The sequence below is a fragment of the Pseudoduganella aquatica genome, from assembly GCF_020865585.1.
Classification (GTDB): Bacteria; Pseudomonadota; Gammaproteobacteria; order Burkholderiales; family Burkholderiaceae_D; genus Rugamonas; species Rugamonas aquatica_A.
Window position 1 is genome coordinate 6209790 of sequence record NZ_CP086370.1, and the last position, 11918, is coordinate 6221707.

Below are 11918 nucleotides of genomic sequence, written 5' to 3' on the forward strand. Positions count from 1 at the left end.
GGCAATATATTTTTACTTGCCAAGGGTCGCTGTTGACGGCAAAATGCGAAACTTTCGCGGAAATTGGTCTGGACACATGGCAAAAAAACTCCTGTTGCTGAATGGCCCCAACCTGAATTTGCTGGGGACGCGCGAGCCCGAAGTGTATGGCCATGACACGCTGGCCGACGTGGAACGGGCGGCGCAGGCGCAGGCGGCGGCGGCCGGCGCGGAGCTGGCCAGTTTCCAGAGCAACCACGAGGGCGCGCTGATCGACCGCATCCACGCCGCGCGCGGCGAGGGGGTGGACGCCATCGTGATTAATCCGGGCGGTTTGACGCACACCAGCGTGGCCCTGCGCGATGCGCTGGCCGGGGTGGCGATACCGTTTATTGAAGTCCATATTTCGAACATTTACCGGCGCGAGGAATTCCGCCACCATTCATTTCTCAGCGCGGTCGCGCAAGGAACGATCTGCGGACTGGGCATAGACGGGTATCGCTTAGCCATCGACTTTGCCCTTAAAATCCGTTAATCTACGCGATCTGCGCGCATTTATCGCGGCGACGCCCCACAAAGGCTTGCTGCCCACAATCACATAACAAAGATACACAGGGAGTCTCAGATGGATCTACGCAAGCTCAAGACGTTGATAGACCTGGTCGCTGAATCGGATATCGCGGAGCTGGAAGTGACGGAAGGCGAGAGCAAGGTACGCATCGTCAAATCGTCGGCCATGCCGCAAAACCAAGTGGTGATGATGCAGCCGCAAGGCATGCAGCCACAATACCAGCACGCCGCCGCGCCGATGGCGCCGGCCCCGGTCGCCAGCGTCCCGGCTGCCCCCGCTGAGCCTACCGGCCACGTGGTCAAGTCGCCCATGGTGGGCACCTTCTACCGTTCGTCCGCCCCCGGCGCGGCGGCCTTCGTCGAAGTGGGCCAGTCCATCAAGGAAGGCGACACCCTGTGCATCATCGAAGCGATGAAGCTGCTCAACGAAATCGACGCGGACGTGTCCGGCGTTGTGACCCAGATCCTGGTGGAAAACGGCCAGCCGGTCGAGTTCGGCCAACCCCTGTTTGTGATCGGCTAAATCGGACCCGCGGCCGTGGACGCATCCGCCGGCCGCTCCGATCTTCCGCACTCTCTCATCCTGGAGCAGCCGCTCCCCACAAACACAGAACCTGCCATGTTTGAAAAAATCCTCATTGCCAACCGCGGTGAAATCGCGCTGCGCATTCAGCGCGCCTGCCGAGAAATGGGCATCAAGACGGTGGTGGTCCACTCCGAAGCCGACAAGGACGCCAAGTACGTGAAGCTGGCCGACGAGTCGGTCTGCATCGGCCCGGCCTCCTCCGCCCTGAGCTATCTGAACATGCCGGCCATTATCAGCGCCGCTGAAGTGACCGACGCCGAGGCCATCCATCCGGGCTACGGCTTCCTGTCGGAGAACGCCAACTTCGCCGAGCGCGTGGAGAAATCCGGCTTCGTGTTCATCGGCCCGCGCGCCGAGTCGATCCGCATGATGGGCGACAAGGTGTCGGCCAAGCAAGCCATGATCAAGGCCGGCGTGCCCTGCGTGCCCGGTTCGGACGGCGCGCTGCCGGACGACCCGAAAGCCATCGTGCAGATCGCGCGCAAGGTCGGCTACCCGGTCATTATCAAGGCGGCCGGCGGCGGCGGCGGACGCGGCATGCGCGTGGTGCACACCGAGGCGGCCCTGATCAACGCGGTGCAGATGACCAAGGCGGAAGCCGGCGCCGCGTTCGGCAATCCGGAAGTCTACATGGAGAAATACCTGGAGAATCCGCGCCACGTGGAGATCCAGATCCTGGCCGACGAGCACAAGAACGCCGTCTGGCTGGGCGAGCGCGACTGCTCGATGCAGCGCCGCCACCAGAAGGTGATCGAGGAAGCGCCGGCGCCGGGCATTCCGCGCAAGCTGATCGAGAAGATCGGCGACCGCTGCGCCGAAGCGTGCCGCAAGATCGGCTACCGCGGCGCGGGCACCTTCGAGTTCCTGTATGAGAACGGCGAGTTCTACTTCATCGAGATGAACACCCGCGTGCAGGTGGAGCATCCGGTGACGGAAATGATCACCGGCATCGACATCGTGCAGGAGCAGATCCGCATCGCCGCCGGCGAGAAGCTGCGCTTCCGCCAGCGCGACGTGATGCTGGCCGGCCATTCGATCGAGTGCCGCATCAACGCCGAAGACCCGTTCAAGTTTACGCCGTCGCCAGGCCGCATCACCTCCTGGCACGCGCCGGGCGGTCCCGGCGTGCGCGTCGATTCGCACGCTTATGCCGGCTACTATGTGCCGCCGCATTATGATTCGATGATCGGCAAGGTCATCACCTACGGCGCCACCCGCGAGCAGGCCATCCGCCGCATGCAGATCGCGCTGTCGGAAATGGTGGTCGAGGGCATCCAGACCAACATCCCGCTGCACCGCGAACTGATGGTGGACGCGCGCTTTATCGAAGGCGGCACCAACATCCATTACCTGGAACAGAAACTGGCAGCGATGCCTAAGGCGGGCGCATGAACTACGTAGAAATCGTCATCGAGGTCGCACGCGACCATGCCGAGGCGCTGTCGGACGCGCTGATGGAAGCGGGCGCCCTGTCCGTCTCGGTGGAAGATGCCGATGAAGGCACGGACGCCGAGAAGCCCCTGTTCGGCGAGCCGGGCATGGAGCCGGAAGAGGCGGCGTGGGACCATTCCCGCGTGGTGGCGCTGACCGGCGAGGACGCCGACCAGGCGGCCATCGTGGCCGAAGCGGCCGCCGCCATCAGCCTGGCCGAAGTGCCGAAGTTCACGCTGCGCGGCGTGGAGGAGCAGGACTGGGTGCGCTTGACGCAGTCGCAGTTCGAGCCCATCCACATCGGCAAGAACATCTGGGTGGTGCCGAGCTGGCACGAGGCGCCTGACGCCGACGCGCTGATCCTGGAGCTGGACCCGGGCCTGGCCTTCGGCACCGGTTCGCATCCGACCACGCGATTGTGCATGGAGTGGCTGGAAGCGCATCCTGCGCCGGGCAAGACGGTGTTGGACTATGGCTGCGGTTCGGGCATTCTGGCCATGGTGGCCAGGAAGCTGGGCGCGGGCACGGTGGCGGGCGTGGATATCGATCCGCAGGCGATCGAGTCGGCGCGCGACAACGCGCAGCGCAACCAGGTCGGCGAGATCGCGTACTTCCTGCCGGACGCCTTTGCCGCGTCGGCGCACGCCACGGCGCGCTTCGACACGGTGGTGGCCAATATCCTGTCGAGCCCATTGAAGCTGATGGCGCCGATGCTGTCGGGCCGCGTGGCCGACGGCGGTTCGCTGATCCTGTCGGGCGTGCTGGCGCGCCAGGCCGAGGAAGTGGCGGCCGCGTATGCGCCGTTCATCAAGCTGGGCGTGTGGGCTGAGCTGGACGGCTGGGTTGCGCTGCACGGCGTGCTGGGCAGCGACACTGTTCCTCCGGCCCGCTAAGCTCGCGCTAGCCCGATGGCGCTCGCCACCAAATGCCCCCACTGCAACACGATATTTCGGGTCGCCCACGACCAGTTGAAATTACGTGGGGGCATAGTGCGCTGCGGCGCCTGCAATGAAGTCTTCGACGGCAATGCCGCGCTGGTGGAGCCGGCGCTCAAGCAGCCCGTCATTATTGATCTGCCAGCGGCGCCCACTCCGGCGCCCACCTCCTCCCCTGAACTCGACGCCCTGATCACCACGCTCGACGCGCGCGCCGAGGACGGGGAGCTGGAGCTGGAGGCCGAGCCGGCCCCTGAGCCGGCCCCTGCCCCCGTCATGCCCGGCGACGAGGCCTTCGACCTGGACCTCGACTTGGACGTGGAGCTGGACACCGAGCCGGGCGCCGAGCCCGAGGACGAGCCGGTTCCGGAGGCCGTCGACGCCGCGCCCGCCGCCGAGGAAGAGGCATCCGATGATGCGCTGCCGGCGCCGGAGGCCGAGCCGCCGCGCCCTGAATACCCGCCCCTGTCCGCGCTGGACGATGAAGACCGCGTCGATCATGAAGACCGCCTGGATGCGCCGCTGGAAGACGCCGACGGCCGCCGCGAGCCAACGCTGGATCTGCCCGACGAGCACCTGACCGCCGTCGCGCTGCACGACAGTTTCGAACTGGACGCCTTCCCGCCCCGCAGCGAGGAACGCTCCGACAGCGCAGAGCACCGCATCGAACCCGGCGCCGCCGGCGAGGACGACGATGACGACGTTGTCACGCTCTCCAGCGCCGCCACGGCCGCCGCAGCCGCCGCCACCGGCCCCGCCACGCCGGTCTCCGCCGGCCAGACCGGCCGCGATGCGGACGGCGCGGACGACGACGAACCCGGCTTCGTCAAGCGCGACCGGCGCCGCAAGCAGGTGGGCAAGGCGGCCCGCGTCGCCATGGCGCTCGGCGTGCCGCTGCTGCTGGCCGCGCTGGCCGCGCAGGTGCTGGGCACCTTCCGCAACCCGCTGGCCGCCGCCGTGCCCTCGCTCAAGCCGGCGCTGGTGTCGGCCTGCGCGCTGGCCGGCTGCACGGTGGACCTGCCGGCGCAGATCGACGCGCTCAGCATCGAACAGGGCGAGCTGCAGACCCTGGCCGAGAATGTCTTCAGTTTCACCACCACCTTGCGCAACGGCGCGCGCACCGCGCAGGCCTGGCCGCACATCGAGCTGATACTGAACGACGACGCCGGCAAGCCCGTGCTGCGGCGCGTGTTCGCGCCGCGCGACTACCTGGCGCCGGCGGCCGCCGCTGGCAACGCCGCCGGCGCGGCGGACCTCGCCAAGGGCTTTGCGCCGCGCTCCGAACAATCCGTGAAGCTGTATTTCGAACTAGCCCAGGTCAAGGCATCGGGCTATCACATCGCTGTTTTCTATCCATAAGAACCTATCATGAACCAGACCTCCCTGATCTGCGGATCGCTCGCCATCGACTTCATCATGCAGCATGAAGGCCGCTTCGCCGACAGCCTGCTGGCCGACCAGCTGCACAAGGTGAACGTGTCCTTCCTGGTGCCGACCATGCGCACCGAGTTCGGCGGCTGCTCCGGCAATATCGCCTACAACCTCAAGCTGCTGGGCGGCGAAGGCCGCATCGTCGGCGTGATGGGCCAGGACAGCGGCCCTTACCTGGCGCGCCTGCAGAAGCTGGGCATCTCCACCGCCAACATCCTGATCAAGGGCGACGCCTACACGGCGCAGTGCTTCGTGACGGCCGACAGCGAGAACAACCAGATCAACGCCTTCCACCCGGGCGCCATGTCCTTCGCGCACGAGAACCCGGTGGCCAACGCCGGCCCGGCGCGCGTGGCCATCATTTCGCCCGACGGCCACCTGGGCATGCTCAAGCACGCCGACGACCTGGCCGCGCTGGACATCCCCTTCATGTTCGATCCGGGCCAGCAGATGCCGATGTTTAACGGCGAACAGCTGATCGCCTTTATCGACAAGGCCACCTATGTGACCTGCAACGACTATGAGATCGAGCTGCTGATGTCGAAGACCGGCCTGACCTTGCAGGACATCGCCGGCCGCCTGGAGGCGCTGATCGTCACGCGCGGCGAGCAGGGTTCGGAGATCTACACCGGCGGCCAGCGCATCGCCATTCCGGCCGTGACGGCCGAAGCGGTGCTGGACCCGACCGGTTGCGGCGACGCTTACCGCGCGGGTCTGCTGTACGGCATCACGCATGGCCTGAACTGGGAAACCACCGGCCGCCTGGCCAGCCTGCTGGGCGCGATCAAGATCGCGCACAAGGGCGCGCAGAACCACGTGCTGACCAAGGCGCAGATCGGCGAGCGCTTCGAGGCGGCGTTCGGCTACCGTTACGAATAAAAAAAATGGCGGGTTACGGCCTTTGGCCTAACCCGCCCTACGCAGTGACAAGATGCAGGTGCGGCGCGAGCCGCACTTTTTTTATCGGCCGAACAGCATGCCCAGCACCAGCTGCGCGATCTGCAGCAGGATCAGGGCCACCAGCAGCGACAGGTCGAGATTGCCCACCAGCGGCACCACCTTGCGCAGGGGGCGCAGCAGCGGCTCGTTGAGGGCGCGGATGAAGGGTGCCAGCGGCGCGTGCGGGTTGACCCAGCTGAAGATGGCTTCGATCACCAGCATGGCCATGAAGCCGTACAGTATCCACTGCAGGAAGCGGTACAGCGCCGCCAGCAGCACGGTCTGCCACGCGGCGCCGACGAAGAACAGCACCGAGGTGGCCAGGAACACGATCAGGAAGGCGCCGATCAGGCTGGCCCAGTCGAAGCCGCCCACCCCCGGGACCACCCGGCGCAGGGGGCGCACCAGCCAGTCGGATAATTGGAAAGTGAATTGCGCCACCGACGACGGCGGACGCACGCGGATGGCTTGCATCCAGAAACGCAACAACAGGACAGCGCCGAGCAAACCGGCGACGGTGTCCACTATCAGCATGACGATACTAAGCACGGGCTCCCTCCATAAAAAAACCGCTGTGTGATTGTCTCACACAGCGGCCTTGCCTCATAAGGCTAGCGACGACTCAGCTCAGGATGGACGGGTGCTGGTCGGGAATGGCCAGGCGGCGGCCGGGGTAGGCGCGGTCTTGGCGGCTGGTGCGGCAGCCGGTGCGGCGGCGGCAGGAGCAGCAGCGGCGACAGGCTTGGCGGCTTCCTTCTTAGGGGCGGCAGCTTTCGGCGCGGCTGGCTTTTTCGCGGCCGGCTTGGCCACTACTGGAGCTGGCGCGGCCGGAGCGGCTGCTACCGGGGCAGCTGCCGGCTTGGCAACTGCCTTAACCGCCTTTTTTGCTGCTGGCTTGGCGACGCCTTTCGCCGCAGGCTTGGCTGCTGCTGGTTTGGCGGCTGGCTTGGCGGCTGGTTTAGCAGCGGCTTTCGCGGCTGGTTTGGCTGCTGGTTTAGCGGCAGCTTTTTTGGCGGCCGGTTTAGCCGCTGGCTTGGCAGCGGCTTTCTTGGCGGCTGGCTTGGCTGCTGGTTTGGCGGCGGCTTTTTTTGCAGCTGGTTTGGCTGCTGGTTTAGCGGCGGCTTTCTTCGCTGCTGGTTTAGCGGCTGGCTTGGCGGCGGCTTTTTTCGCTGCTGGCTTGGCTGCTGGTTTAGCGGCGGCTTTCTTCGCTGCTGGCTTAGCGGCTGGCTTGGCGGCGGCTTTCTTCGCTGCTGGCTTGGCTGCTGGTTTGGCGGCGGCCTTCTTCGCTGCCGGCTTGGCTGCCGGCTTGGCGGCGGCTTTCTTCGCTGCTGGCTTGGCGGCGGCCTTCTTCGCTACTGGCTTGGCTGCTGCTTTCGCTGCTGGCTTGGCTGCTGGTTTCGCTGCGGCTTTTTTCGCGACTGGCTTGGCTGCTGGTTTGGCGGCGGCCTTCTTCGCTGCTGGCTTGGCTGCTGGTTTAGCGGCGGCTTTTTTCACCGCTGGTTTGGCTGCCGGTTTGGCGGCGGCTTTTTTCGCTGCTGGCTTGGCTGCTGGTTTAGCGGCAGCTTTTACCACGGCCTTGGCGGCTGGTTTCGCGGCGGCTTTCTTGGCAACCGGTTTGGTGGCAGCGGCTGCTTTAGCCGCTGGTTTCTTTACTTCTTTCTTTGCTTTCGCTGTAGCCATTTTGGTCTCTCCTTCATCTAGAGATGAGAATTACGCACAAGATTAAAACCCGTCCGGCCCCCTGGCCAGGCGAATTATTCATCGGCGCAAACGGATGGTTTGCGCTAATGAATTCGGCACCAGCTGAACTGCTGCAACTCCTCACGTTTGCAGCGCTTCAGCCCCGACGCCGGCGTTCACGGAACGGCCGGCGCACTAAATCTTGTTACGATGTTGGCGGGTGGCGGGCGTGTGTTCAGCACCGGTGTTCCCCATCGCAGCCACATCACGTTTTTGATTTTTGAAGAAAAAACCGCCCGGCCTGGACATTGCCAGGCGAGGCGGTCATCGCAAAAACGGTGTGGTCTTGTGCATACTCGTGCGTGTCTCGAATCCCATTTTGTTGATCGTTTTGCGGGCGCGCGCGGCTCAAAAAACCGCACAAAAAAAATCACGCAAATTCAATCTCGTAAATTACACGAAAACCTTGTCGGTGCGCAACCGGCACAACTCACTTTCGCACTCTTTTTTGCACGATAGGCGCGCTATCGCACATTAGTTCATCAAATGCGGACGCTGCGCGCCGATTTTTTCGCGCGCGGTGCGTCGCCGATCACGATCACGCGCGTGCGCGAATTGAAAAAATGCGCGCGCGTTTTTTCGATGCGCGGCCAAGGAAGCCTTGCGCGCACAGGTGCGCTTCGGCGCGCATTTGGGCTCTCACTTTCGAGTGCTGATCAGTGCGCACTGAAGTGCTCGCGCACCCAATGCCGCAGCACCGTCGTGGCCGGCCGCGCAGACGCGCGCGCGCTGTACACCAGGTCGTAGCGGAAGCTGGCGAGCGACAAGTCGAACGGCTGCACCAGCACGCCCGCAGCCAGTTCCTCCTCCACCAAAGTCAGGCTAAGCAGGCCGATGCCCTGGCCCGCGATGGCCGCTTGCACGGCGTGCAGTTCCTCGCTGAAGGACACGCCGGTGTCGGCGTCGATGCCGGCCGCGCCGGCGGCGGCCAGCCACTGGCGCCACTCGACCGCGCGCTCGTCGCCGCGCACCGCCTCGCCCCACTCGAAGTGGATCAGCGTGGCGCGGCGCAGCTCGCGCATGCTGCGGATGTTGAGCAGCGGACTGCACACGGGCGCGAAGCGGTCCTCGAACAAGTGCTCGACCAGCAGGCCGGGATAGAGGCCGCTGCCGTAGCGGATGGCGGCGTCGGCATCGGCGTCGAGGTCGACCAGCTCGTTGGACGCGTCCAGGCGCAGGGTCCAGTCGGGGTAGGCATCGCGGAAGGAGCCGGCGCGGGTGGCCAGGCGGCGCGCCATGAAGGCGACGGTGGAGGACAGGCGCGCCACCTGCGCACCCTGCGCGCGCACCAGCTGCTCGATGGCGCGCTCGATGCTGTCGAAGCCGTCGCGCAAGGTGGGGAAAAGCTGGCGGCCGGCGGCGGTGAGGGTGACGCGGCGCGGGCCGCGCTCGAACAGCTCGACGCCGATGGCCTGCTCGAGGTGCTTGATCTGGTGGCTGACGGCGGTGGGCGTGACGTTCAGCTCCTCGGCCGCGTCCTTGAAGCTGAGGCGGCGCGCGGCCGCTTCGAACACGCGCAGCGCGCCGATGGCGGGCAGTTTTCTCATCGTGGCTATGGATTAGTTTTGCTCACCTATATGGTGAGGAATGATCGTTTGCCGCCATGGAGCGGCGTACACATAATGTGCTTCAGTTCATTTTAACTCAGTCATTGAAGGAGATGCCATGCAGCTGGAACAGATCCATACCACGCCCGATCCCTACGCGCCCTACCTGCTGTCGCAGGCGTTCCGCAACCTGGAGCGGGTGCTGGTGGCGGGCGGGTCGAGCTTGCGGCGCGTCATCGAGGTGACCATCTACCTGACCTCGATGCGGCACTTCGGCAAGATCGTCGCGCTGCGCCGCCAGTGGTTCGCGCCGCCCTACCCGGCCGACACCATCGTGGAAGTGGCGGCGCTGTACGCGCCGGAGGCGATGATAGAGATCGAAGCCATCGCCGCCGCCGGCTAGTTCAGCGCGGCGGGGATGAAGCCTTCATCGCCCAGCGCGGGCATGCTGGCGGAGAGGTCGGCCGACTTGGCGGTCTTCAACTTCATGACGGCCAGCAGCACGGTGTGCTCGTCCGCCGCAATCAGGCCGCGCTCGCGCGACACGGCCAGCGCCGGGACGAGGATTTTTTCCTGGAGGTAGCCGTAGTCGGAGGCGGTCGAGCTTGCGTACTTAATTAGTAGCGCATAGGTCAGCAGACGGACCACGCGGCCATGCTGTGCAGCTCGCGCATGAAGCGCTCGCTGAGCGGGCTGCCCGGCTCGACGGTCCGCTCTATATATTGCATGGTCTCTTCTATATTGGAGATCTCACACAGCGTGCCACTGTCCTGCGTACGGCCTTCGACGGCCGACTCCACGTAGTCCGCCAGCGTGGTGTGGTTGCCTTCGATACGGAACTCCGGCGTGGAATCACTCGTCCAGCATCATGTCCTCCTGCCTACGGCGCTTGGGAATGCGTTGTTCAGGCCGCAGCGAAGCTTGGTGATGAACGTGCTCAACAAGGGCAAGCGTGGTTTGCAGAGCGTCGCTCATGGTACGGGCAGCGGCGGCCATTGCCTCAACCGGGGATTGCGCCACGGGCCGCTGCTCCAGCGCCCGCCGCAGCCGGATGGCCTGGGTCCAGTTTCGCTCGCCGTTCAGCCGCACCCAGACGTCGCGCCATGCGTTGCGGCCGTGGCCTGCTACCATGAGGGTGAACTGCCGTGGCGAGACCGGCATGCCTTGATAGAGCAGCTCGTCGCCCATCACCTCGGCGACGTAGCTTTGCTCGCCGTGACGCATCCGGATCAAGCTGCCGGAGGGTAAGAACAACTGCTTCCATTGATAGCCGCACACCGGCTCTGCGGCTGCGCGCTGCGCGGCGATCCAGTGCTTGATGGCCAGCCTGAGCGCCTCGGATACGCTCAGCGTACTGCCGGAAGTGCGCAGGTAGTCGCGCAATTCGATGTGCGCCGCAGGTGGTATGCCTGCGAAATCCCTCTGCCTATCCATACTAATTCCCCTGTCTAATCTTGCCTCGTTTCGCCTATTCCTGTCTATTTGACAGCGGCGAAAAGAAAAAGTTCGTTTTAGGCGCAATTAGGCAGAATTAGGCACACAAATTCGACATGTTAGGCAGAGGGGGCTGCGCGGGCTCACCGCGCCCCCATGAAAAAACCCGGCGCGCGGCCGGGTTTCGGGTGGAGCAGAAACGGATCAGTCCCAGTTCAGGGCGCCGCCGGTCTGGTATTCGGTGACGCGGGTCTCGAAGAAGTTGCGTTCCTTCTTCATATCGATCATCTCGCTCATCCATGGGAATGGATTCTCAGGCTGGTCGAACAGCGTTTCCAGGCCGATCTGGGTAGCACGGCGGTTGGCGATGAAGCGCAGGTAGCCCTTGAACATGGCCGCGTTCAGGCCCAGCACGCCGCGCGGCATGGTGTCTTCCGCGTAAGCGTATTCCAGCTCCACGGCCTTCAGGAACAGGCCCTTGATCTCTTCCTTGAAGGCAGGCGTCCACAGCAGCGGATTTTCCATCTTGATGGTGTTGATCAGGTCGATGCCGAAATTGCAATGCATGGACTCGTCGCGCAGGATGTACTGGTATTGCTCGGCGGCGCCCATCATCTTGTTCTGGCGGCCCAGCGCCAGGATCTGGGTGAAGCCGACGTAGAAGAACAGGCCTTCCATCAGGCAGGCGAACACGATCAGCGATTTCAGCAGCTTCTGGTCGTTTTCCACGGTGCCGGTGGTGAAAGCCGGGTCGGTCAGCGTGTTGATGAACGGAATCAGGAACTCGTCCTTGTCGCGGATCGACTTCACTTCATTGTAGGCGTTGAAGATTTCCTGCTCGTCCAGGCCCAGCGACTCCACGATGTACTGGTAGGCGTGGGTGTGGATGGCTTCCTCGAAGGCCTGGCGCAGCAGGTACTGGCGGCATTCCGGCGCCGTGATGTGGCGGTAGGTGCCCAGCACGATGTTGTTGGCGGCCAGCGAGTCGGCGGTGACGAAGAAGCCCAGGTTGCGTTTCACCAGGCGGCGCTCGTCTTCGGTCAGGCCGTTCGGGTTCTTCCACAGCTCGATGTCGCGCTGCATGTTCACTTCCTGCGGCATCCAGTGGTTGGCGCAGCCGGCCAGGTATTTGTCCCAGGCCCATTTGTACTTGAACGGCACCAGCTGGTTGACGTCGGTCTGGCCGTTGATGACGCGCTTGTCGTCGGCGTTCACGCGGCGGGCGATCTGCTCGGCAGTGCCTTCGGCGTTGAGTGGTGCGTGGGGTTGCGCGGCAGGCGCAGTGTCTTCGTCCCAGGACAGCATGATATTTCCTTCTTGAATTGG

Annotated in this window: 14 protein-coding genes; 8 read left to right on the forward strand and 6 right to left on the reverse strand. The window is 64.5% G+C overall.

What is annotated here, in order from left to right; all coding sequences use genetic code 11:
- The first annotated feature begins 76 nt into the window (after positions 1-76).
- The 6 genes from aroQ to KT882_RS27710 all read left to right on the forward strand — a co-directional run bounded on the left by aroQ (position 77) and on the right by KT882_RS27710 (position 5811).
- Positions 77-514, forward strand: coding sequence for a type II 3-dehydroquinate dehydratase (aroQ, locus tag KT882_RS27685; protein WP_161073858.1), 438 nt, complete (start codon positions 77-79; stop codon positions 512-514).
- A 90-nt stretch (positions 515-604) separates the two neighbouring features.
- Positions 605-1072 (forward strand): acetyl-CoA carboxylase biotin carboxyl carrier protein, encoded by a 468-nt coding sequence (gene accB, locus KT882_RS27690; RefSeq protein WP_161073859.1) that lies wholly within the window; start codon positions 605-607, stop codon positions 1070-1072.
- Positions 1073-1168: 96 nt separating this feature from the next.
- Positions 1169-2527, forward strand: a complete 1359-nt coding sequence (gene accC, locus KT882_RS27695; protein WP_161073860.1) for an acetyl-CoA carboxylase biotin carboxylase subunit — start codon at positions 1169-1171, stop codon at positions 2525-2527.
- Positions 2524-3459 (forward strand): 50S ribosomal protein L11 methyltransferase, encoded by a 936-nt coding sequence (gene prmA, locus KT882_RS27700; protein ID WP_228893831.1) that lies wholly within the window; start codon positions 2524-2526, stop codon positions 3457-3459. Before accC ends, prmA begins: the two co-directional genes overlap by 4 nt.
- A gap of 15 nt (positions 3460-3474) precedes the next feature.
- Positions 3475-4860 (forward strand): DUF3426 domain-containing protein, encoded by a 1386-nt coding sequence (locus tag KT882_RS27705; protein WP_228893832.1) that lies wholly within the window; start codon positions 3475-3477, stop codon positions 4858-4860.
- Between the two features lie 9 nt (positions 4861-4869).
- On the forward strand, positions 4870-5811 hold the full coding sequence (locus KT882_RS27710; RefSeq protein WP_161073863.1) for a carbohydrate kinase family protein: 942 nt from the start codon (positions 4870-4872) through the stop codon (positions 5809-5811).
- A gap of 81 nt (positions 5812-5892) precedes the next feature.
- Here the strand turns inward: KT882_RS27710 and KT882_RS27715 are convergent, their stop codons facing one another.
- Positions 5893-6405 (reverse strand): YggT family protein, encoded by a 513-nt coding sequence (locus tag KT882_RS27715; RefSeq protein ID WP_161073883.1) that lies wholly within the window; start codon positions 6403-6405, stop codon positions 5893-5895.
- Between the two features lie 93 nt (positions 6406-6498).
- A complete protein-coding gene (locus KT882_RS27720) occupies positions 6499-7551 on the reverse strand; it encodes a transcriptional regulator (protein ID WP_161073864.1) in 1053 nt (350 codons plus the stop codon).
- A 147-nt stretch (positions 7552-7698) separates the two neighbouring features.
- On the opposite strand from KT882_RS27720, the gene KT882_RS27725 reads away from it, so the two are divergent.
- Positions 7699-8070 carry a hypothetical protein gene (locus KT882_RS27725; RefSeq protein WP_228893833.1) on the forward strand — a complete coding sequence of 124 codons (372 nt, stop codon included), beginning with the start codon at positions 7699-7701 and terminating at the stop codon, positions 8068-8070.
- 197 nt (positions 8071-8267) lie between these two features.
- On the opposite strand, the gene KT882_RS27730 is transcribed toward KT882_RS27725, so the two are convergent.
- Positions 8268-9158, reverse strand: a complete 891-nt coding sequence (locus KT882_RS27730) for a LysR substrate-binding domain-containing protein (protein ID WP_161073866.1) — start codon at positions 9156-9158, stop codon at positions 8268-8270.
- 118 nt (positions 9159-9276) lie between these two features.
- Between KT882_RS27730 and KT882_RS27735 the strand changes: the two genes are divergently transcribed.
- Positions 9277-9561, forward strand: coding sequence for a RidA family protein (locus KT882_RS27735; RefSeq protein WP_228893834.1), 285 nt, complete (start codon positions 9277-9279; stop codon positions 9559-9561).
- Here the strand turns inward: KT882_RS27735 and KT882_RS27740 are convergent.
- From KT882_RS27740 to KT882_RS27750, 3 genes are all read right to left on the reverse strand, one after another.
- Positions 9558-9806: a hypothetical protein gene (locus tag KT882_RS27740; protein WP_161073868.1), complete on the reverse strand. Its 249-nt coding sequence runs from the start codon at positions 9804-9806 to the stop codon at positions 9558-9560. The genes KT882_RS27735 and KT882_RS27740 overlap by 4 nt on opposite strands.
- 204 nt (positions 9807-10010) lie before the next feature.
- The gene (locus KT882_RS27745) at positions 10011-10541 is read right to left on the reverse strand and encodes a hypothetical protein (RefSeq protein WP_228893835.1); all 531 of its coding nucleotides are present in this window, start codon (positions 10539-10541) and stop codon (positions 10011-10013) included.
- Between the two features lie 255 nt (positions 10542-10796).
- Positions 10797-11897: a ribonucleotide-diphosphate reductase subunit beta gene (locus KT882_RS27750; RefSeq protein WP_187358778.1), complete on the reverse strand. Its 1101-nt coding sequence runs from the start codon at positions 11895-11897 to the stop codon at positions 10797-10799.
- Positions 11898-11918 lie beyond the last annotated feature (21 nt).